This is a genomic window from Saccharopolyspora sp. 6M (assembly GCF_020176775.1).
Taxonomy (GTDB): domain Bacteria; phylum Actinomycetota; class Actinomycetes; order Mycobacteriales; family Pseudonocardiaceae; genus Saccharopolyspora_C; species Saccharopolyspora_C gregorii.
Window position 1 is genome coordinate 1 of sequence record NZ_JAIUJZ010000108.1, and the last position, 21,710, is coordinate 21,710.

At 73.0% G+C, this 21,710-nt stretch carries 16 protein-coding genes and 1 pseudogene; 10 read left to right on the forward strand and 7 right to left on the reverse strand.

The features are described from left to right. A partial coding sequence (locus tag LCD31_RS15845) for a thiamine pyrophosphate-dependent enzyme (RefSeq protein WP_255623254.1) occupies positions 1 to 954 on the forward strand: 954 nt, incomplete at its 5' end. Positions 955 to 980: 26 nt separating this feature from the next. On the opposite strand, the gene LCD31_RS15850 is transcribed toward LCD31_RS15845, so the two are convergent. The 3 genes from LCD31_RS15850 to LCD31_RS15860 all read right to left on the reverse strand — a co-directional run bounded on the left by LCD31_RS15850 (position 981) and on the right by LCD31_RS15860 (position 4,442). Beyond that, positions 981 to 2,153: a GDSL-type esterase/lipase family protein gene (locus LCD31_RS15850; RefSeq protein WP_224959045.1), complete on the reverse strand. Its 1,173-nt coding sequence runs from the start codon at positions 2,151 to 2,153 to the stop codon at positions 981 to 983. 125 nt (positions 2,154 to 2,278) lie between these two features. Further along, positions 2,279 to 3,280: an ABC transporter substrate-binding protein gene (locus LCD31_RS15855; RefSeq protein WP_224959046.1), complete on the reverse strand. Its 1,002-nt coding sequence runs from the start codon at positions 3,278 to 3,280 to the stop codon at positions 2,279 to 2,281. Positions 3,281 to 3,386: 106 nt separating this feature from the next. Continuing rightward, positions 3,387 to 4,442, reverse strand: a complete 1,056-nt coding sequence (locus LCD31_RS15860) for an ABC transporter substrate-binding protein (protein WP_224959047.1) — start codon at positions 4,440 to 4,442, stop codon at positions 3,387 to 3,389. A 264-nt stretch (positions 4,443 to 4,706) separates the two neighbouring features. Between LCD31_RS15860 and mdlC the strand changes: the two genes are divergently transcribed. After that, the gene (gene mdlC / locus LCD31_RS15865; RefSeq protein WP_224959048.1) at positions 4,707 to 6,302 is read left to right on the forward strand and encodes a benzoylformate decarboxylase; all 1,596 of its coding nucleotides are present in this window, start codon (positions 4,707 to 4,709) and stop codon (positions 6,300 to 6,302) included. Between the two features lie 263 nt (positions 6,303 to 6,565). Here the strand turns inward: mdlC and LCD31_RS15870 are convergent, their stop codons facing one another. Genes LCD31_RS15870 through LCD31_RS15880 form a run of 3 tightly spaced genes read right to left on the reverse strand, consistent with a single transcriptional unit; the run spans position 6,566 to position 8,967 of the window. After that, positions 6,566 to 7,351: an ABC transporter ATP-binding protein gene (locus LCD31_RS15870; protein WP_255615004.1), complete on the reverse strand. Its 786-nt coding sequence runs from the start codon at positions 7,349 to 7,351 to the stop codon at positions 6,566 to 6,568. Positions 7,352 to 7,363: 12 nt separating this feature from the next. Beyond that, positions 7,364 to 8,203, reverse strand: a complete 840-nt coding sequence (locus LCD31_RS15875; protein WP_224959050.1) for an ABC transporter permease — start codon at positions 8,201 to 8,203, stop codon at positions 7,364 to 7,366. Further along, positions 8,200 to 8,967, reverse strand: coding sequence for an ABC transporter permease (locus LCD31_RS15880; RefSeq protein WP_224959052.1), 768 nt, complete (start codon positions 8,965 to 8,967; stop codon positions 8,200 to 8,202). Before LCD31_RS15880 ends, LCD31_RS15875 begins: the two co-directional genes overlap by 4 nt. Positions 8,968 to 9,651: 684 nt before the next feature. On the opposite strand from LCD31_RS15880, the gene LCD31_RS15885 reads away from it, so the two are divergent. The 4 genes and pseudogenes from LCD31_RS15885 (at position 9,652) to LCD31_RS15900 (ending at position 15,170) form a co-directional block, all read left to right on the forward strand. Further along, complete coding sequence (locus LCD31_RS15885) at positions 9,652 to 13,245, forward strand: nitrate- and nitrite sensing domain-containing protein (protein WP_224959054.1); 3,594 nt, start codon at positions 9,652 to 9,654, stop codon at positions 13,243 to 13,245. Between the two features lie 20 nt (positions 13,246 to 13,265). Continuing rightward, on the forward strand, positions 13,266 to 13,673 hold the full coding sequence (locus LCD31_RS15890) for a roadblock/LC7 domain-containing protein (RefSeq protein WP_184485825.1): 408 nt from the start codon (positions 13,266 to 13,268) through the stop codon (positions 13,671 to 13,673). Between the two features lie 46 nt (positions 13,674 to 13,719). Continuing rightward, a complete protein-coding gene (locus tag LCD31_RS15895; protein ID WP_224959056.1) occupies positions 13,720 to 14,559 on the forward strand; it encodes a DUF742 domain-containing protein in 840 nt (279 codons plus the stop codon). A 13-nt stretch (positions 14,560 to 14,572) separates the two neighbouring features. Next, a pseudogene (locus tag LCD31_RS15900) lies at positions 14,573 to 15,170 on the forward strand (ATP/GTP-binding protein). A 242-nt stretch (positions 15,171 to 15,412) separates the two neighbouring features. On the opposite strand, the gene LCD31_RS15905 reads toward LCD31_RS15900, so the two are convergent. After that, on the reverse strand, positions 15,413 to 17,668 hold the full coding sequence (locus LCD31_RS15905) for a helicase-associated domain-containing protein (protein ID WP_224959058.1): 2,256 nt from the start codon (positions 17,666 to 17,668) through the stop codon (positions 15,413 to 15,415). Positions 17,669 to 17,836: 168 nt separating this feature from the next. On the opposite strand from LCD31_RS15905, the gene LCD31_RS15910 reads away from it, so the two are divergent. The 4 genes from LCD31_RS15910 to LCD31_RS15925 all read left to right on the forward strand — a co-directional run bounded on the left by LCD31_RS15910 (position 17,837) and on the right by LCD31_RS15925 (position 21,423). Then, positions 17,837 to 18,031: a hypothetical protein gene (locus LCD31_RS15910; protein ID WP_224959059.1), complete on the forward strand. Its 195-nt coding sequence runs from the start codon at positions 17,837 to 17,839 to the stop codon at positions 18,029 to 18,031. A gap of 266 nt (positions 18,032 to 18,297) precedes the next feature. Next, positions 18,298 to 19,752 carry an NAD-dependent malic enzyme gene (locus LCD31_RS15915; protein WP_224959060.1) on the forward strand — a complete coding sequence of 485 codons (1,455 nt, stop codon included), beginning with the start codon at positions 18,298 to 18,300 and terminating at the stop codon, positions 19,750 to 19,752. A 118-nt stretch (positions 19,753 to 19,870) separates the two neighbouring features. Further along, positions 19,871 to 20,350, forward strand: a complete 480-nt coding sequence (gene moaC / locus LCD31_RS15920; protein ID WP_224959061.1) for a cyclic pyranopterin monophosphate synthase MoaC — start codon at positions 19,871 to 19,873, stop codon at positions 20,348 to 20,350. Positions 20,351 to 20,472: 122 nt separating this feature from the next. Continuing rightward, positions 20,473 to 21,423, forward strand: a complete 951-nt coding sequence (locus LCD31_RS15925) for a molybdenum cofactor biosynthesis protein MoaE (RefSeq protein ID WP_224959062.1) — start codon at positions 20,473 to 20,475, stop codon at positions 21,421 to 21,423. Positions 21,424 to 21,710: the final 287 nt, after the last annotated feature.

The window sequence follows — 21,710 nt, forward strand, 5'->3', positions numbered from 1 at the left end:
TGGACGTCGGCGGCCGGGCTGCCGCACGGCACCTTGGTGTCGATGCCGGTCGGGATGGTGGCGCCCGCGCTGTCGGCGCGCTGCTCGTTCCCGGAGGACCACCCGCGGTTCGCCGGTTTCCTGCAACCGGAACGACGGCTGCTGGCCGCCGAGCTCGCCGCCCACGACCTGGTGGTGGTGTGGGGCGCTCCCGCGTTCACCTACCACGTGTACCGGGGCGAGGCCGTCGACGAGCTGCCCGAGATGTTCCTGGTGCACGACGACCCCGACGTGCTCGCCCGCGCCCGCCGCGGCCGGGGAGTGCTGGGTTCCGTCGCGCACGCGGTGCGCCGCGTCGCCGAACTCGCCGGGGCCGGGCAGTGGCGGCCCGAACCGGAGCCGTGCGCCCGGCCCGCGCGGCCGGAGCCCGCGACCCCGCTGCCCCCGGCGTACGTGCTGTCCCGGCTGCGCGCCGCCTGGCCGGCGGACGCGGTGGTGGTGGAGGAGGCGCCGAGCCACCGCAACGACCTGCACGAGCACTTCCCGATCACCTCCCGCGACGGCGGCTTCTTCGCCTGCGCCTCCGGTTCGCTGGGCTACGCGATCGGCGCCGCGGTGGGGGCCGCGATCGCCGACCCGTCCCGGCCCGTGCTGGCGCTGCTCGGTGACGGGTCCAGCATGTACGGCATCCAGGCGGTGTGGTCGGCGGTGCGAGAGCAGGCGCCGGTCACCTTCGTGGTCCTGGACAACGCCCGCTACGCGGCGGTCGCCGTGCTCGGCGCGGCCGGTGGCGGGCGCAAGCTGCCCGGGGTGGAGCTGGGCGGCACCGACTTCGCGGCGCTGGCCCGCAGCCTCGGCTGCCCGGCCGAGACCATCCGCACCCCGCAGGAGCTGGACGCGGCGCTGGCCCGCACCGAGGACGGCCCGCGCCTGCTCCACGTCCACGTGGCCGCCGAGCAGCGCCACCTCTACTGAGGTCGTCGGCCGGGCCGCCGGGGTGGTCAGCCCGCGGCGCGAGCGGTGAAGAAGCCGCCGGGAGCCGCGGCCCGCTGCGCGAAGCGGTCCCCGATGCGCAGGTGCGCGGCGGTGTCCGGGTGCAGCTCGTCCGGCAGCGGCAGCTCCGCGTAGTCCGCGGGACCGTAGAGCTCCTCCCCGTCGAGGTACCGCAGGTTCGGGTCCGATGCCGAGCGCTGCCGCACGATCCGCGCCAGCTCGTCCCGCACCACCCGCAGCGTCAGCTTCCCCTGCGCCCGCTCCGCCGGATCCCCGGTGGCCCGGAACCTCAGCACCCCGGTGCTGAGATCCACCGCGCCCGGCCCCGGCGTGTCCTCGTGGATGGGGCAGTGCAGCGGCGAGATCACCAGCAGCGGCGCGTCCGGGTGCCCCTCCCGGATCGTGTCGAGGAACCCGTGCACCGCGGGGGTGAACGCGCGCAGCCGCATCAGGTCCCCGCCCACCAGGTTGATGCCGAACTTCACGCTGAGCAGGTCCGCCGGGGTGTCGCGCATGGTGCGCGCGGTGAACGGGTCGAGCAGCGCGCTGCCGCCGAACCCCAGGTTGATCAGCTCGACGCCGCCGAGCAGCGCGGCGCGCACCGGCCAGGTCGAGGTGGGTTCGGTGGCGTTGGACCCGTGGCTCAGCGAACTGCCGTGGTGCAGCCACACCGGTCGGCCGCGGTCGGCGGCGGGCGCGACGGGGGCGTCGGTGCGCAGGGCGACGAGCTCGGTCATCTCGTTGTGCGGCAACCAGATCTCGACGTCCTTGTCCCCGGCGGGCAGCCCGGTGAAGCGGGCGGTGCCGCTGGGCCCGGGCTGCACGTCGGCGGTGCCGGTCGCCGGGTCGAGGATCATCCGGTCGCCCTCCGGCACGGTGGTGCGGGCGAGCAGTTCGCCGTCGACGAGCAGGTCGTAGCAGCCGTCCGGGCGGGGCGGGGCGCCCGCCATGCCGCGCTTGGTGGGCGTGGTCTCCAGCTCGATCGCGGTGGCGGCGGTGCGGAAGACCAGCCGCACGCCCGCGGTCTCCGCTTCGACCATGGACAGCTGCGGGTCGGTGTACTGCTCGCGGGCCCAGCGGGGCAGCCGGTGCGGCCGCAGCCCGCGCTCGGTCGGTTCCAGCTCGAGGGCGCCGCGCAGCAGTTCGGCGGTGAGCGGGGTGGTGGTCCAGCCGGTGTTCATCGGGTGTGGTCGCCTGCCTGTGGATCGCTTCGGCGCGCCGGGCCCGGCGCGCGGCCCGCGTCCAGTTCCGCGCAGCGCGGTGCCACGCCTTTTCCGGCGCGCCGGCGCCTCGGACCGGTCGGCGGTCAGGGGTGCGCGGCGATCATGGTCCCGGCGTCCAGCGGCCGGTCCAGGAACCCGAAGCGGTGCATCAGGTCGGCGACCCGCTGCACCTGCGCCCCGTCCGGCACGGTGTGGAAGTCGACCAGCTTCGTCTCGGCGGCGACCTCCGGCGAGATCCGGGCGATCTCCGGCAGCAGCGGCTCCACCACCCGCCGGTCCCGGGATTCCAGCGTGGCGCGGGTGAGGCCGCGCTGGAACGCGGCGAGCGTGCGCGGGTTGTCCCGCACGAACCGGGCGGTCGCCCCGTACCCGCTCAGCGGCAGCCGTTCGGCGGGGCCGACCGCGGCGTCGAACAGGGTGCGGGCGCTGCCCTCGCGGGTGGCGACGGTGATGAACGGTTCGGTGAGCAGCGCCGCGTCCAACCGGCCCTGCGCCAGCGCCGCGGGCATGTTCGGGAACGACATCGGGACGAGCCGCACGTCCCGACCGGCGACCCCGCGGGTGCTCAGACCGGCCTTCACCAGCAGTTCGGAGACGGTGCCGATGGCGCTGACGCCGATGACCTTCCCGGCCAGTTCGGCGGGATCGCGCACCGGGGAGTCCGCCGGGACCACGACGACCGCCGTGCCCGGTGCGGCGGCCCCGGAGTCGGCGACGATCCGCAGGTCGGCGGCGCCGCGGGCGTGCGCGGCCAGCAGCGGGACGTAGCTGCTCAGCGCGACGTCGTAGTCGCCGCCGATGAGGCTGCTCAGCGCGGCGCTGCCGTCGGTGGCCGGGATGATCTGGACGTCGAGGCCCTCGTGCTGGAAGTAGCCGCGTCGCACGGCCAGCGCCAGCGGCGCGTACTCGGTGGTGGGCAGCGTCCCGACCCGGATGGTGGCCTGTTCGACCTTGTCGTTGGCGCCGCTGACCCGGCTGCCGCCGAGCAGTCCGCAGCCGGCGGTGGCGAGCAGCGCGGCCGATCCCGCGGCGGCGAGCAGTCCGCGCCGGGTCGTCGACCGTCCGAGTGGTCGAGCAGCGGACATGGCCGGGCCTCCTCGCCGGGGCGGGGGAACCGGGGCCGGACAGCGATTCGCCGGCGGCCCGCCCCGGCCGCCGGCGATCCGGCTTCAGCTGACTAGCGGCGCGCGATCACGCGCCACCGGTCGGATTGTCCTCGAACGGCGGCGGCTGGACCAGCATCTGCGCCACATCGATGTGCTTGTCGATCTGGCCGAAGCGCTGCATCAGGTCCGCGACGCGCTGCAGCCGGGCGGCGTCCATCGAGGTGGGGATCTTGCCGAGTTCCACGATCGGCGCGAGCTCCGGGCTGATCTTCGCGAACTGCGGCAGCAGCGGCGTGACCTCGGCCCGGTTCTGGCCGGTGACCTGCGCCTTGTGCACGGCCCGCTGGAAGGCCTGCAGCGTGTTCGGGTTCTCCTCGGCGAACTTCGCGGTGGTCATGGCACCGGCCACCGGGAAGTCGGCGGTCCCGCCCGAGAAGGCGTCCATGATGGACACGGCGCCCGCGTTCTTGGCGGCCTGGGTGATGAACGGTTCGGTCATCACCGCGGCGTCGATCTGGCCGTTCTGCAGCGCAGGCAGCATCTCCGGGAAGCCGAAGCGCACGAACTGGTCGTCGGAGACGTTGATGCCCCGGTCCTGCAGCGCGGCCTTGGTGCCGATGTCGGTGATGGCGCCCGGCGCGCTGTAGGCGATCTTGGCGCCGGCGAGGTCCTCCGGCTTCTTGATCTTGGAGCCGGGCAGCACCATGATGTTCATCGTGTTCGGCACCGAGATCATCATCTCGCTGATGATCTTCAGGTCGGCGGCGCCGGTGGCCTGGGCCTTGATCGGAGCCGTGTAGCTGCCGAGGCTCACGTCGTTCTGCCCGGAGATCAGCGAGGTCAGCGCGGCCGGGCCGTCGGACACCGGCTGCACCTTGACGGTCAGGCCCTCCTCGGCGAAGTAGCCCTTCGCCTGCGCCACCGCGACGGGGGCCTGGGACAGCGCGGGCAGCGAGCCCACCACGACGGTGGTCTTCTCCAGGGTGCCGTTGCCGCCGTCGCTCGCCCCGTCGGACCCGCTGAGCAGACCGCAGCCGCTCAGGGCGAACGTCGAGACGCCGATCGTGGCGATGGACAGCAGCGCGCGAACGACGCGCCGCCGGGTTCCACGTGGTGCGGATCCGGTCGGTCTGCTCGGCATGCGGGGGTGCCTCCTCGGGCGAGCGATGTGGAACGGTGAACGAAGCTAGCCGAGCGGGGTGGCGCCGGAAGCCCACGTCAGGCCTGCATAACAGGCTGCAATAGGATTGGAATCGCACTTACCCGAGCGTGTCAAGGTGATCTAGTGCCTGGTGACCAAACGTAATTGCATCGGGTCTCGGCGTAGTCCCGTGCCGCTCGATGACGGCTTTTCTCGTATTTGAGGGAAATACGTGAATGTCCGGCCCGGCTGAGGAGAATGGTGATGGAGGCAGCAGACATGCCCACCGTGCGCGACGTCACGCGAGGCCTGATGCGCGAGCTCGGGCTGACGACCGTGTTCGGCAACCCGGGCACGACCGAGGTCCCGTTCCTGGACCGGTGGCCGGACGACTTCCACTACGTGCTGGGCCTGCAGGAGTCCGTCGTGACCTCGATGGCCGACGGCTACGCCCAGCAGACCGGCAACGCGGTGCTGGTGAACCTGCACTCGGCGGGCGGGCTCGGCCACGCGCTCGGCGCGGTGTTCGGCGCCTACCGCAACCGCACCCCGATGATCGTGCTCGCCGGCCAGCAGACCCGCAGGTTGCTGCCGCACGACCCGTTCCTCGGCGCCACCGACGCCGCGCAGTTCCCCAAGCCGTACGTGAAGTGGTCGCTGGAACCGGCCCGGGCCGCTGACGTGCCGTTGGCGCTGGTCCGGGCGTACCAGATGGCGATGCAGGCTCCCCGCGGCCCGGTGTTCCTGTCGGTGCCCGCCGACGACTGGGACGAGCCGGGCGAGCCGGTGGAGGCGCCGCAGCCGATCTCCCCGCCCGCCGCAGACCCGGCCGTCATCGCCGAGCTGGCGGCCGCGCTGCGCGACTGCGAGCGCCCCGCCTTCGTCGTCGGTCCCGCCGTGGTCGAGGCGGGAGCGGTCGCCGAGCTGGTGGAGCTGGCCGAGCGGACCGGGGCCGCGGTGTGGATCTCGCCGATGGTGTCCCGCTCCTCGTTCCCGGAGACCCACCCGCAGTTCGCCGGGTTCCTCCAGCCCGCCGAGCCCGCGGTGGCCGCGGCGCTGCGGGACCACGACCTGGTCACCGTGTTCGGGGCGCCCGCGTTCACCTACCACGTCTACCGCGGCGAACCGGAGCACCCGCACCCGCGCGGCTTCGTGATCAGCGACGACCCGGAGATCCTGGCGCGCGCCCGGCACCTGCGGGGCGTGCACGCGGGCCTGGCCCAGGCGCTGCGGCAGCTGCTGCCGGAGGTGGAGCGCTCGGACCGGCCGGTCGCGCGGGGCTGGTCCCGCCCGGAGCTGCCGCCGCTGAGCACCCCGCCCGCCGCCGACCACGTGATCAGCCTGGTGCGCGAGCTGCTGCCGGAGAACGCGGTGGTGGTCACGGAAGCCCCCACGCACAAGCAGACGATCCAGCGGCACCTGCCGTTCGACTCGCCGGACCAGGACTTCCACGCGGGCGCCAGCGGTGCGCTGGGCTACGGGATCTCCGCGCTGGTGGGCTCGGCGCTGGGCGCCCCGTCCCGGCCGGTGCTGGGCCTCATCGGCGACGGCGCCAGCATGTACGGCATCCAGGCGCTGTGGACCGCGGCGAAGGAGCACGCCTCGCTGACGCTGCTGGTGCTGGACAACGAGGAGTACGCGGCGGTGCGGGTGCTCGGCGAGACGGAGAACGGCGGGAAGCTGCCCGGCGTGGAGCTCGGCGGCATCGACTTCGTCGCCGTGGCCCGCGGCCTGGGCTGCGCGGCGCGCCGGGTCGCCGACCTCGACGAGCTGCAGCGCGAGCTGCCCGCGGCGATGGCGGAGCCGGGTCCGACGGTGCTGCACGTGCCGGTCGCGGCGAGCGCGCGGAAACTGTATTGATCGTTCCCGCTTGATTCGAGGGAAAACCCCCGTGGATATTGGTCGGCGCGAGGCGGAACGGGAAAGTCGGGGATTTTCCCCAGACTTTTCCCGAACCCCTCGCGGCGCCGTATTCGGAGAGTGACCGGCACTGCTGGGTAATTCTGGTTCCACGCATTCGGCCAATGCGGGAACGGGCATGGAATGGTGCCTGAAAGTCCCTCGTTCGAGTGTGGTTCGACCACGTTCCGCAATCAGGTGTGGACCAGAAAGCGCGCGGGGAGTCAACCCTCGTGGGCGGCGATCTCCGCGGTCTCCTGGGCGCCCGGGGAGTGCAGCAACCGGGCCACCTGGCTGCGCAGCCGCACGAACTCCGCCGAGGCGCGGGTGCCGATCTGGTCCCGTCGGGACCCCAGCGGCACGTCCAGCTCCGCCACCACCGTCGCGGGCGACTTGGACAGCACCAGCACCCGGTCGCCCAGGTAGATGCTCTCGTCGATGTCGTGCGTGACCAGCAGGATCGTGCTGCCGTGCTGCTCGCGCACCGACAGCAGCAGGTCCTCCAGCTCGAACCGGGTCTGCGCGTCGACGGAGGCGAACGGCTCGTCCATCAGCAGCAGCGCGGGGCGGGTGGCCAGCGCGCGGGCGATCGCGACGCGCTGCTGCATGCCGCCGGAGAGCTGCCACGGGTACTTCTTCGCCGCGTCGGCCAGCCCGACCTGGGCCAGCGCCTCCTCGGCCCGCTCGCGCCGGTTCACCGACCGGGTGCGCAGCGGGAACTCCACGTTGCCCCGGACGGTCAGCCATGGGAACAGGGAGCGGCCGTAGTCCTGGAACACCACGGCGAGATCGTCCGGGACCCCGTCGATCTCGGTGCCGTGCAGCTCGACCCGCCCCGAGGTGGGGCGCTGCAGCCCGCCGATCAGCCGCAGCAGCGTCGACTTGCCGCAGCCGGACGGGCCGACGATGCAGGCCAGCTCACCGGTGCGGACGGTGAAGCCCAGCTCCTCGATGGCGACGTGCCGCTGCTTGCCGGGGTAGGTGTGCCCGAGCCCGGTCACTTCCAGCATCGTGCTCACGGGTCATCCTTTCGCTTGGGCGGGCTGGTCGGAGCGTTGCTGCCAGCTCAGCGCGCGCCGCTGCACCGCGAGCAGGCCGGTGTTGAGCAGGTATCCCAGCAGCGCCAGCAGCACGATCCCCGCCCACAGGTCGGGGAACTCGAACTGCTGCTGGGCGTAGACCAGCTGGAAGCCGAGCCCGCTGCTGGCGCCCACCATCTCGGAGACGACCATCAGGATCAGCGCCTGCGAGAGGCTGACCCGCAGCCCGGCGAAGATCTTCGGCGCGGCGGCGGGCAGCACGATCCGGGTCCACCAGTCCCACCGGCTGATCCGGAACGCCAGCGCGGTCTGCTCCTTGACGGAGTCGACCGAGGCCGCGCCGTCGGCGGTGTTGAGCACGACGGTGAACACCGTGCCGAAGACGATCGTGGCCAGCTGCATCGGCGTGCCCAGGTTGAACAGCACCAGGAACAGCGGCACCAGGGCCGGGGTGGGCAGCGAGCGGAAGAAGTCCAGCAGCGGCCCGACGTACTCCGCGGCCTTGCGGGAGCGGCCGAGCGCGATGCCGAGGACGACGCCGATCGCCCCGGAGATCAACCAGCCGCCGAACAGCCTGCCCAGGCTGGGCAGCACGTCGCGGAACACCGCGTCGGTGAGCCACAGCCGGGAGGCGGGGCCGGTCAGCCAGATCTGCCAGGCGTGCGCCACGATCTCGGTCGGCGGCAGGAAGTACACGTTGTCCGCGGCGCGGGTGGCGAGCTCCCACAGCACCAGCAGGACCAGCAGCAGGCCCCACTTGCCCAGGAAGTTCCGCACGCCGACGACCGGCGCGGCGGTGGGGGCGGTCCGTTGTGCCGTCACAGTTCCTCCCGGCTCGCGGTCCAGCCGAACAGCCTGCGCTGCAGCTGCTGCAGCCCGGAGTTGATCAGATACCCGATGGCGCCGACGATCACGGTCCCGGCCAGCACCAGGTCCATCCGCCCGCCGCCGCTGCTGGCTTCGAGGATGAAGGTGCCGACGCCGCGCGCCCCGCCCGCGATGAGCTCGACGACGACCACCACGACCAGCGCGATCGACGCGGAGATGCGGATGCCGGTGGCGATGAACGGCGCGGCGTGCGGCAGCGCGACGGTGAACATGGTGCGGACCCGGCCGAACCCGAAGGACCGCGCGAGGTCGGTGTAGAGCGGGTCCATCTCGTCCAGCGCGTACATGGTGTTGAACAGGATCGGCCACAGCGCGGCGTACGTGGCCAGCGTGATCTTGGTTTCCGGTCCGGCGCCGAGCAGCAGCATGAACAGCGGCAGCAGCGCCACCGCGGGCAGCGGGCGCAGGAACTCGACCACCGTCAGCCCGGCGACCCGGGCGGGCCGCACGCTGCCGAGCAGCAGGCCCAGCGGGATCGCGATGACCGCGGCCAGCGCGAGCGCGATGAGGAAGGTCAGGACGGTCGCGATGGTGTCGAGGACGAAGTCGGCGTCACCGCCGAGCAGTTCCGCGATGCGCGGACCCACGACGGAGGGCGGCGGCACGAACCGGGCGTCGAGCAGGCCGAATGCGCAGCACAGCTCCCACAGCACCAGCAGGCCGGCCAGTCCGGCCAGGCCGCGAGCGAGTCGGGCCACCGGTCAGCTCCTCTCCGGTGGTGCGCCGGGATCCTGGCGGGGGCCGGTGTCGCGGTCGGCGGCGGTGCGCATCCTGACTGCTTCTCCTCGCGTGGGCGGCGTGCGGTGGCCGGGAGCGGTACGTGCCGGGGAGCCGGTCGGCAGGTGGCCGAACCGCGTGCTGCGAACGGTCCACACCGCCACCGTCGTCGCTGGTGGGAACGATGATGATCACCCAGGCGACGGTGGTGCCGAGCGCGGCTCTAAGGTGCTCCCAGTACTTGTCGGACGGTTGCTCGACGTGGTCGTCGTCGACCAGGACTCGCGGAGCCGCGAAGCCGGTCGTGAGCCTAGGTGATAGCCCGAACGGGTGGTAGGTCGGGCGTTTCGGATTTTCGGCGCGCCCGACGGACACGGTGAGTGACGGGCAAAATCAACAGTGCCGCCGCTCCTCTTTCGAGTGAAAGTGGCGCCCGGTTCCGTTACCTTCCGTGTCCTTACCCACTTCCCCGTCGACGGTCGTCGCAAGTACCCTGTGCTGCGCTGGAACGCGAGGCGTCCCGGTACCGTCACAACGGGTGCCAGGCAGCGCCCAGCGTCCAGAATCGGCCCGCTGAACTGCGGGTTCGGTCCGGAGCACGGTGCAAGTGTAGATTTTTCGTGAGCGGTGCGAGCCTCCGCTGCTGTCGGAAGAGGAAGCCTGGAGTGGCCCGAGGAGACACAGGTCGCGAGCGCCTGAGCCGCACGGAGCAGGCGGACGCCGGTATCCACCACATGGGCGAGGCGCTCGGCACCGAAGGTCAGTCGCTCGGCACCGAAAGTCAAAGCGCTTCGCTGAGCATGGGTTCCGCCCAGCTGCGGAGCGGTCAGGACAGCGGTCCCGGCGACTGGCGGCTGAGCAACTGGCGACTGCGCACCAAGCTGTTGGCCGTCCTGCTGATCCCGCTGCTCAGCGCGATCGTGTTCGGCGGCCTGCACATCTACGACGGGGTGAGCGAGGCCCGTCTGCTCGACCAGACCCACCAGCAGGTGAACCTGCAGCGGGCGGCCGACGACCTGACCCACGAGCTGCAGCGCGAGCGGGACCTCTCGGTCTCCTACGTCGCCGGCGGCCGGTCCGGGGACGCGGCACCGCTGGCGGACGTCCGCACCAAGGTCGACGCCGAGCTGGACGAGTTCCGGGGCCTGATCGGTGGCTACGACGATTCGATCGCCTCCGAGTACCGGATCGCCGCCGACAACCTGAACAGCCGGCTCGCCAGCCTGCGCGACTCGGTGGACAACACCCAGTACCCGCCGGAAGGCGTGCTGCGCACCTACAGCCAGAGCATCGACTCGTTGCTCGACCTCGGCCAGCAGGGCGTCAGCAACATCTCCGACTCCAACCTGCTGCGGCTGACGCTGGCCACGAACGCGATCGCCGACGCGCAGGAAGCGGCCTCGCTCCGCGCCGCGCTGCTCAACGACGCGATCCGGGCCGGCCAGTTCCGCACCGACCAGAACCGGGAGCTGCTGGCCGCCGAAGCGCGGATCGAGACCGCGGTCAGCGACTTCAACGCGGTCGCCACCGAGGCCCAGCGGCAGCTCTACCAGGACAGCGTCACCGGCGCCGACGTCGACCGCGCGAACAGCATGTCGCAGAGCGCGCTCGCCTTCGACAGCGGCGGCCAGCCGCTGAACTCGCTGGACGCGCAGGAGTGGGACAAGGTCGCGAACACCAGCGTCGACCTGATCGACCAGGTCGGCGGCAAGCTGCACGACAGCCTCGACGCCGCGGCCGACGACGCTGCGGCGGGCGCCCAGCAGCGCACCATCGCGATCAGCGTGGCGACCCTGCTCGCCCTGGTCGTGGCCCTGGCGGTCGCCCTGGTCGTGGCCCGGTCCCTGCTGGGCTCGCTGCGGACCCTGCGCCGCTCGGCGCTGGACGTGGCCGACCGCGGGCTGCCGGAGGCGGTCCGGGCGATCCTGAACGAGTCCGGTTCGGGCGGCGGCGGCCTCGCGCAGATCGAGCCGATCCCGGTCTACAGCCGGGAGGAGATCGGCAAGGTCGCCCGCTCGTTCGACGCGGTCCACTCGCAGGCGCTGCGGCTGGCGTCCGAGCAGGCGCTGCTGCGGAACAACGTCAACGACCTGTTCGTGAACCTGGCCCGCCGGAGCCAGACCCTGGTGCAGCGGCAGCTGTCCCTGATCGACCGGCTGGAGCAGGACGAGCAGGACCCGGACCAGCTCTCCAGCCTGTTCGAGCTGGACCACCTGGCGACCCGCATGCGCCGGAACAACGAGAACCTCCTGATCCTCGGCGGCACCGACCTGACGCGCCGGATGATGCGCCCGGTCCCGCTGACCGAGGTCGTGGGCGCCGCGGTGTCCGAGGTGGAGCAGTACACCCGCGTCTCGGTCGCCGACTCCCCGGACCTGGCCATCCAGGGCCGCGTGGTCAACGACTTCGTGCACCTGGTGGCGGAGCTGCTGGAGAACGCCACGGTGTTCTCCAACCCGGACACCGAGGTCACCGTCCGCACCGCCTACCGCAGGCAGGAACTGGTGCTGGAGATCCGGGACCGCGGTGTCGGCATCGACGCCGCCGAGCTCGGCGAGATCAACGAGCGCCTCACCCGGCCGCCGGAGATCGACGTCGCGGTGTCCCGCCGGATGGGCCTGTACGTGGTCGGGCAGCTGGCCCGCCGCCACGACATCCGGGTGGACCTGCGCAACAACGGCGACCTGGAAGGCGGCGTGACCGCCAGCGTCCGCGTCTCCGGCGAGTTCGTGGTGCAGCTGACCCCGGACGGCCCGCGGCCGATGCCCGACGTGCAGCGGGTCGCCGCGGACGACCGGGACTCGGCCGACACCGGCACGAACCTGGGCCTGGCCGCCGCGTTCGGCGGTGCCGCCGCGAACGGGCGCGCCGCGGACTCCTCCTCGCAGCTGTCCCCGGTGGACCCGGCGGAGCTGGAGCAGCCCGCCGAGCAGTCCCGCACCTCGCAGGTGCCGGTCAGCGGCAACGGGCACGGCGGGATCGAGAAGACGCACGTCTCCCCGGTGTGGATCACCGAGGACGACGACCCGGTGCCGGACCTCGACTTCGCGGCCCCGGCCGAGGAACCGGAGCGGCCCGAACCGGCCGCGACCCGCGAGCCGGAGGTCGAGCAGCAGGACGTCGAATGGCAGGACGCCGACGAGGAGCAGCAGGCCGCCGAGGAATCGGCGCCCGGCGACTACTCGTTCCGCGTCGCCACCGGCGACTCGTTCGGCGTGACCGACGTGCCGCGCTGGCACACCGCCGAGCAGGCCGCCATCCGCGACGCCGAGCCGCAGGCTCCCCGTCCGGCCGAGCAGACCTCCGAGGTCTGGCCGAACGAGGAGACCCGCGACCCGGACTTCGACGGCCAGTGCGGCGTCCCGCCCGGCCTGGACGCGCCGCAGCTCGGTGAGGACGTGACGACGACGCCGGGCCGGGCCGAGAGCGGACCGCAGGACCTCTTCCACAGCCCGTACGAGGCGGAGAAGACCCAGCAGATCAGCCTTCCCCCGGACGACTTCGACTGGGGCGCAGGCGCCCCGGCGGAACCGGAGCAGGCCGCGGGCACCAACGGTGCCGGGACGACCCCGCCGCCGCTGGGCTACGCGCACCAGGCCCGCCGCGAAGGCGACGACGCTCCGACGGAGCGGCTGCCGATCTACGAGGCGGTGCTGTCGCAGTGGTTCCGGGAGGGCAGCGACGAACCGACCCCGGAGGCCACCGCCCCCAGCGCCGGTTCGATGCCGCTCGACGCCGAGACCGCCGCGGAAGCTCCCGAAGCCCCCGAGTCCCCGGAGGAACCGGCGCCGGCCACCGGCCGTCGCAAGGCCCGCCGGGAAGCGGAGGAGAAGCAGGCCGAGCCGCTGTCCGGTTCGGACCCGCTCGACACGACCGGCTCGTCCGGTGCCGGCGGCGAGAGCCGCGCGGACACCGGCGGGCACATCCTGGCCGGGCCGCACGACCCGGGCTGGGGTTCGGCGGATGTGGGCTGGCAGGCCGCCGAAGCACTGGTGGCGCAAACCCGCCAAACCCAGGAGACCACTGCCGCCGGGCTGCCCAAGCGGGTTCCCAAGTCGAACCTGGTGCCGGGCTCTGCCGCACCTCGTTCGCAGTCTCCAGCACCCGTGAAACCGGCCGCGCCGCGCTCGGCCGACGCCGTCCGCGGACGGATGTCGAACTTCCAGAGCGGCGTCCGGCGTGGTAGGCACGCAAAGGCAGAACCAGTCTCGACCGAACCGCCCCGCTCGACCCCGAGCCGTCCCGAGGAGCAGGAGTGACCGGGTCCGTCCAGCAACCCATGAGCCAGAACAGCTTCAGTTGGCTGATCACCGATTTCGTGCGCCGGGTTCCCGGCGTCGCGCACTCCGTCGTGGTCTCCGCGGACGGCCTGCTGCTGGCAGGTTCGCAGGGCCTGCCGCGGGATCGCGCCGAGCAGCTGTCCGCGGTCGCCTCCGGCCTGGTCAGCCTCACGCAGGGCGCCGCCCGCTGCTTCGAGGCGGGCGACGTCACGCAGACCGTGGTGGAGATGGAGCAGGGCTACCTGTTCCTGATGTCCATCAGCGACGGCTCCTGCCTCGCGGTGCTGGCGGCTCCGAACGCCGACATCGGCCTGGTGGCCTACGAGATGACCCTGCTCGTGGAGCGGGTCGGCAAGCAGCTGACGCCGGAGCTCCGCGCGCAGCTGCAGGGCATGGTCCGGCGATGACGCTCGCCGTGCCGTGTGGTTCGGCGACGTGTGAGGGGGGTTCGCCATGACGTCGGGTCCCGACTCGAACTGGGACGGCGACCCGTTCCGGTCGTACAACCGGCACGGCGGCGCCGATTCCTGGCAGGACGACTTCCTCGACGACCCGCGCGGTGGCCAACCGGACTCGTGGCCGGGCTCGTCGAGCGGGTCCGACTACAGCCGTGCGCTGTTCGGCGGGCCCGGTGCCGACCTGTTCGGTTCCGGCATGTCGTCCTCCTCGATGCCGTCGGTGTCGTCCGGCTCGGTGCCGAACCCGGACCAGGGTTCACCGCTGGACGTCCCGTACGGGCACAGCCGGCCGGGCGCCGGCCAGGGCCGGGACCGTTCCGGTTGGGACTCGCAGGCGGGCACCCGCGGCCAGGGCCGCTACGACGGCGGGCCGCCGTCCGGTTCGATGCCGTCCCTGTCGCAGTCCATGCCGCCGGTGTCGGGCTCGCTGCCGTCGATCTCCGGTTCGATGCCGGCCATTCCCGGTGGTCCGGTGGACCACGGGGAGATGCAGGAAACGGGCTCGCTGGTGCGACCCTATGCCCGCACGAGGGGCCGCACGCGCACCGATTATGATCTTGCCATCGAGACGCTGGTCTCCACCAGCGAGCGCGGCCGGGGGCAAAGCAACCCGGCGACGCCTGAGCACCGCTCGATCTGCGGGCTCTGCGTGGAGGCCCGGTCGGTCGCCGAGGTCGCCGCCCATCTGCGGCTGCCTCTCGGCGTGGTGCGGGTGTTGATCGGTGACATGGCCGGACTAGGCCTGGTCCTCATTCACGAGAACGGCATGGTCGTGGGAGACGGACCGTCGATGGAATTCTTGGAGAGGGTGCTCAGTGGCCTCCGGAAGCTCTGATCCCCGGGCGATCATGAACAATCAAAGCAGCGGCAAGACCTCGACCAAGATCGTCGTCGCCGGCGGCTTCGGCGTCGGCAAGACGACCTTCGTCGGTTCGGTCTCCGAGATCATGCCGCTGACCACCGAAGCGGTGATGACCGAGGCGAGCGTGGGGGTCGACGACCTCAGCTCGACGCCCGGGAAGGTCACCACCCACCACGGTGGCGATGGACTTCGGCCGGGTGTCGCTCGACTCCGACCTGATCCTGTACCTGTTCGGCACCCCCGGGCAGCACCGGTTCTGGTTCATGTGGGACGACCTGGTGAAGGGCGCGATCGGTGCCATCGTGCTGGTGGACACCCGCCGCCTGGCGGACGCGTTCGCGTCGATCGACTTCTTCGACGACCGGCAGCTGCCGTACGTCGTCGCGGTGAACACGTTCGACGGCATGTTGCACCACAACATGGAGGACGTGCGGGAGGCGCTGACGATCGACAAGTCGGTGCCGATGATCTCCTGCGACGCCCGCAACCGGCAGTCCACCAAGCAGGCGTTGATCACCCTGGTCGAGCACGCGATGCGCCAGCGCCTCGCGATGCCCGCGTCCCAGTCCCAAGCCAAGGGCTGACGTCCCGGAGCAGCGGCCCTCTGGGGAGGGAGGCCGCGCTCCAGGAGGACGAACCGAGCGGCGCGCCGTGCGCGGGCGCGCTCGCCGGTCCGGCGCCGAGCGCGCCGGTTCTCCGCGGTAGCAGCGCGCGGGCGGCCGTTCCCGGCCGCGGGGACCCGCGCCGCACCGCCCCGCCGCTCACCGGAGCCGTCGACCGCGCATTCCCGCCTCGTCCCGACGTGTGATCGCGCTCGGCCCGCGGCTCAGTCCTCGACCACCGCCACCGACGTGATGCGGTGCAGCGGGAACCGGCCCGGCTCGCCGCTGCCGCGGTCCACCCCTTGCAGGACCCCGCCGCCGACGCTGACCGGGAGCACCACGACCTGGCTGGCGACGCCGTTCGAGTTCACGAAGCCGAGCCACACGCTGCGCTGCCGCGCCGCCGCGTCGCGCAGCAGCTGCAGGGTGGCCTCCGCGCTGGGCCTGCCGCGTTCCGGGCGCATCGCGCTGCCGCGGCGCACCGAGCCGGCCCGGTCCCCGGACCGCAGCTGCGCGACGATCTCCGCCAGCTGCTCCTCCCCGGGCGGCGCGGGCAGCGCCGGTTGCTGCGCGGTGCGGACCCGGCCGCGGACCCGGAGACCGTCGGAGCGCAGGTCCAGGATCTGCCCGTCGGGCCCTTCGGCGGCGGGCGCGAAACCGGCGGCGCGCAGGCCGTCCAGCACCTCCACCAGCGGCAGCGGGCTCACCAGCACCGTCGGTGCGATGCGGCGCAGCTCCAGCTCGCCGACTCCCGGGCTGGCCAGGACTTCGGCCAGCAGCACCGGATCGTCGCAGCGCAGGAAGGCCGAGGCGGTGCCGGCGCGGAGCCTGCCGTGCCGGCGCGCCACGTCGTCGATCAGGTAGGTGAGGCCCTGCGGGATCGGGGTGCGGGAGCGGTCCCGGAACAGGGCGTGCAGCTCGTCGGCGGTGCGGCCCGCGTCCAGCGCGCGGCGCACGCTGCTCTCGCCGACCCGGTACACGGTGGCGCTGCCCGCCGATTCGACGTCGGCCACGAGCTGCAGGTCCGCGGCCAGGTCCGGTTCCAGGCGGCCCGGCGCCACCACGGTCAGGTCGGCCTGCACCAGCACGTGGTCCAGCGGTTCCGGCAGCGCCGAGGTGAGCACCTGCGCGGCCGCGCCCGGCCCGTCGAACAGGACCGCGCGGCCCGCACCGGACAGCGCGCCGAGCGCGACGACGCCCAGCGCGGTCGCCTCCCGCAGCGTCCAGCGCACCAGGTCGTCCCGCATCCGCCCGCCGCGGCGGGGAGCTCGCCAGGCGAGCACCGCGGCCACGTCCTCCGCGCTGCGCACCCCGTGCCCGCCGGGGAGCTCGTCGAGCACGCCCAGCACGCGCAGCCGGTCGCGCGGTGCGGTCGGGCGGCGCAGCTCCTCGGACAGCGGACCGAGCAGCCGGTCCTTCTCGTCGCGCGCCCCGATCAGCCCGGGCAGCCGGGGCAGGTCCAGCCAGGCCTTCGCCAGCGGGGCCCACCGCTGCTCCGGGCCGGACGCCAGCCAGGTGTCGGCGCCGTAGGTGAGCGTCCAGCGGGGTTCCGCGCCTTCGGCGGCGGTGATCAGGTTCGCGGCCGCCGCGAGCTCCACCAGCAGCGACACCCGCGCCTCGTCGACCTCCAGCGCCTTCGCCGCGCGGCGCACGTCCCGCACCCCGATGCCGCCGGAGCGCAGCACGTCCGGCGGGTCCTCGCTCCACAGGTGCAGCAGCGATTCCAGGTGCCGCAGCAGTTCCAGCACCTCGCCGGCCGCCGTGGAGTCCACTGCGGACCGGTCGTGCTCGACGAGGTCCAGCAGCGGTTCCTCCGGTTCGACCGGCCCCATCGGGTGGTCGCCGCGGATCGCGAACGCCAGCTGCCGCGGCAGTTCCACCGTCTCGTCGTCGCGGCGCAGCAGCAGGCCCTTCGCGAGCAGCCGCTGCACCGGGGTGGCGTCGGCGTCGGTGGCCGCGCGCGCCGCGTCCTTGGTGCGCCCGATCGGCTTCGGCCCGGCGAGCTTGCCCACCAGCTCCCGCTCCGGTTCGTCCAGCTCGGCGAGCGCGGTGCGGGCGCCCTCGACGGTGAGCCCGTCGGCGGGGCGGCCCAGCCCGGCGGGGAACGTCGGCAGCGCCTCCCGCGCGGTCGGCACCACCGCGAGCTCGTCGTCCTCGCCCCAGGCCAGCGCGCGGCGGCGCAGCTCCGACACCGACCGGCGGGCCCGCTGCGGGGTGACGTCCGCGCCGAGCAGCTCGGCCACCGCGTCCAGCGGGACCGGTGCGGCGTCCGCGTCCAGCAGCACCAGGGCCTCCAAGGTGGACAGCGCGAACGCGTCCAGGTCCTCGCAGGCCCTGGCCACCGAGGAACGCACCCCGGCGCGGGTGGCCAGCACGGAGATGTCCGCGGGCGGGGGCGTGGCCAGATCAGGCCGCGTGCGCAGCAGATCCGTGAGTTCCTCGTCGCCGCGTGCGCGCAGGAAGTCCGCGAGAGAAGCCATCTCCGCCACGATACCGAGTCGGCCCTGCGCACCCGTCCGCATCGTGGTCGAACCGGCACGGCCCGACCTCGGGCGATGATCCGCGCCGCATCCGCCGGGCCGGGGTTCGCCCGCCGCGCCGGATCGGGCAAACTGGTGGTCGTACGCCCACGACGACTTTCCCGGAGGATGACCGTGGCCGGTGGCAACGCGAAGAAGGACCGCATCGACCCGACGTGGCCGCACGTCGGCGACGGCGAGCACCCGGTCAGCGAGCTGGTCGCCGACAAGCAGGGCGCGCTGTCCCCGTTCGGCGACGTCACCTTCCCCTACGACGAGGGCACGTTCCCGTACGAGCACCCCGTCACGGAGATCAACAAGTGACTTCCGGCGAGTAGCGGCCCAGCCGCGCCGCCCCGGCCCCGGTGTCCCCAGCGGACCCGGGGCCGTCGTGCGTTCCGGTCCGGTTGTCAAGACCGACTCGTCGGTAACGGTGCCGGATATCGATCACATCGGAGAAAGTTCTAGGCTTTTTCTCAGCCGGGTGAAGTTCAATGGCTTTGGTGGGTGTCGGATCTTGCCGGAGACCTGAGTTCTGTGCATAGGCCCGGCGCTCGAAGCGAAACTTCACGCGCGACAGGGGTGTGGCCATGCCGGTTCCAGGTCCGGGTTACTCGATCACGGTTCGAGTGGAGGCGCCGCCGTCGGCCAGCGCCGCGGGGGACCTCGCCAGCGCGGTCGGGCGTTCCGGTGGCGTCATCACCGCCTTCGACGTCGTCGAATCGCACACCGACCGCATCGTCGTGGACATCACCTGCAACGCGCTGTCCGCCGACCACGCCAGCGACATCACCGACCGGCTCGGCGAGCTGCCCGGGGTGAAGGTCCGCAAGATCTCCGACCGGACGTTCCTGGTGCACCTCGGCGGGAAGATCGAGGTGAGCTCGCGGGTCGCGCTCGCCAACCGCGACGACCTCTCCCGCGCCTACACGCCCGGCGTGGCCCGGGTGTGCACCGCGATCGCCGAGAACCCGGAGGACGCGCGCCGCCTCACCATCAAGCGGAACTCGGTCGCCGTGGTCACCGACGGCTCCGCCGTCCTCGGCCTCGGCAACATCGGCCCGGAGGCCGCGCTGCCCGTGATGGAGGGCAAGGCGGCGCTGTTCAAGAAGTTCGCCGGCGTCAACGCCTGGCCGGTGTGCCTGGACACCCAGGACACCGAGGAGATCATCCGCGCGGTCGAGCTCATCGCGCCCGTCTACGGCGGCATCAACCTGGAGGACATCGCCGCGCCCCGCTGCTTCGAGATCGAGGCGCGGCTGCGGGACAAGCTGAACATCCCGGTGTTCCACGACGACCAGCACGGCACCGCCATCGTGGTGCTCGGCGCGCTGCGCAACGCGCTGCGGGTCGTCGGCAAGAACATCGAGGACGTGCGGATCGTCGTCTGCGGCGTCGGTGCCGCGGGCTCCGCGATCATCCGGCTGCTGCAGCACAAGTCGCCCGCGGACATCATCGCCGTGGACATCGACGGGATCGTGCACAGCGGCCGTGGTGACGAGGACGAGAACCTCCGCTCCATCGCCGCGGGCACCAACGCCGAAGGCCGCACCGGCACGCTGTCCGACGCGGTGAACGGGGCCGACGTGTTCATCGGCGTCTCGGCGCCGAACCTGCTCAGCGCGGCCGACGTGGCCACCATGAACGAGGACGCGATCGTGTTCGCGCTCGCCAACCCGGACCCGGAGATCGACCCGCTGGAAGCCCAGCAGCACGCCAAGGTCGTCGCCACCGGGCGCAGCGACTACCCGAACCAGATCAACAACGTGCTCGCGTTCCCCGGTTTCTTCCGCGGGCTGCTCGACGCGCACGCGCACGAGATCACCGACGAGATGATGATCGCCGCCTCCAACGCCATCGCCGACGTGGTGGACGGCGAGGAGCGGGTCAACCCGTCGTTCATCGTGCCGAGCGTCTTCGACACCAACGTCGCGCCCGCCGTGGCCGAAGCCGTGCGCAAGGCCGCGATCGCGAGCCGCACCGAGCAGCCCTCCGCGGGCGGCTCCTCCATGCCGTGGTCCATGGCCGAGGACCTCGACTTCTGATCCGCCCGCACCTCGGGTGAACGGCCCGTCCGGCCCGGTCGCGGCGGCCGGGCGGGCCGTCGGCCCGGGAGGAGGCTCGCGCGTCCGCGGTGCGGGCGCGGGGCCTAGAGTTCGCGGTATGGCGCAGGACGAGTTGACGCACGTGGACGAATCGGGCGCGGCCCGCATGGTCGACGTCTCGGAGAAGCAGGTCACCGCCCGCACCGCCGTCGCCACCGGCGTCGTGCGCACCACCCCGGAGGTCCTCGCGCTGGTCCGCCGCGACGGGCTGCCCAAGGGCGACGCGCTCGCCACCGCGCGCATCGCCGGGATCATGGCCGCCAAGCGCACCCCGGATCTCGTCCCGCTGTGCCACCCCATCGCGCTGTCCGGGGTGGCGGTGCAGCTCGACCTCGGTGACGCGGAGGTCCGGATCACCGCGACCGTGCGCACCACCGACCGCACCGGCGTCGAGATGGAGGCGCTCACCGCCGTCACCGGCGCCGGGCTCGCCCTGCACGACATGATCAAGGCGGTCGATCCGGCGGCCGTGCTCGACGCCGTCCGCGTCGAGCGCAAGGAGGGCGGCAAGACGGGCACCTGGGTTCGCGAGGACTGATCGGCCGCGGCCCGGCGGCTGCTCGTACGCTGGACGCAGCGACGCGGATCCGCCGTCGCGCCCCCGAACTCGACCGGTTCGCGATCCGTCCGCGGCCGCTCAGCACGCGAGGAGTTCCGCCCATGCCAGCCCGCACCGCTCGTGTCGTGGCCGCGTCGAACCGTGCCGCGGCAGGCGTGTACGCCGACCGCACCGGCCCGGTCATCGTCGAGTGGCTGCGCGAACGCGGGTTCCAGGTCGCCGAGCCGCTGGTCGTCCCGGACGGCGAGCCGGTGGGCGACGCGCTGCGGGAGGCCGTGTCCGCCGAGGTCGCCGTCGTGATCACCACCGGCGGCACCGGGATCAACCCGACGGACCGCACGCCCGAGGTCACCGCGGAAGTCCTCGACCACCCGGTGCCGGGCCTGGCCGACGCGATCCGCGCCGCCGGGCTGCCCGAGGTGCCGACCGCGGTGCTCTCCCGCGGACTGGCCGGGGTCGCCGGGCGGACGTTGATCGTGAACCTGCCCGGTTCCCGCGGCGGGGTGGCCGACGGGCTGGGCGTGCTCGACGGCGTGCTGGACCACGCGCTGGACCAGCTCGGCGGCGGGGACCACGCGCCGGGCGGCGGGGTCCCGCACGCCCACGCGGAGCCGGCGCACCCCGGCCCGGCCGAGGTGCTGCGCGCCGAGGTCGTCGACCGGCCGCTGGAGGTCGCCGAACTGGAGCGGCTGGTGCAGGACCGGGCCGCGGGCGCGGTCGTCACCTTCGGCGGCGTGGTCCGCGACCACGACGGCGGCCGCGGCGTCACCGAGCTCGAATACGTCGGGCACCCCAGCGCGGACGAGGTGATCCGCGAGGTCGCGGCCGAGCTCGCCGCCCGCTACCAGGGCGTGCGCGGCCTGGCCGTGGCGCACCGGATCGGGCACCTGGGCATCGGCGACGTGGCGCTGGCCTGCGCGGTCGCGGCCGAGCACCGCAAGGAGGCGTTCGCGGTGTGCGCGGAGCTGGTGGACGAGGTGAAGCGCAGGCTGCCGATCTGGAAGCGCCAGGTCTTCACCGACGCCACCGAGGAATGGGTCAACTGCCCCTGATCCGCTCGTCCGGCCCGGCGGTGGGCCGGTGCGGTGGCGGCCGGCGGACGACAACGCCCTGAGATCGTCTCTGCGACGGTGGGCGCCCGGGATCTCGGGGAAGGCGCGGGGGCGCCCGCTGATCTCGCTGATGGCCTTCTCAGCCCGCCGCGGACGCGTTCAGGTCTCGGCCAGGTGACGATCGGATCTCGCGGCGGCCTCGGGCGGTCGACGGGGCCGGGAAGAAGGGCGGGCGGGGGGCGGGGGGGGGGGGGGGGGGGGGCCCGGGGGGGGGCGCGGGGGGCCCC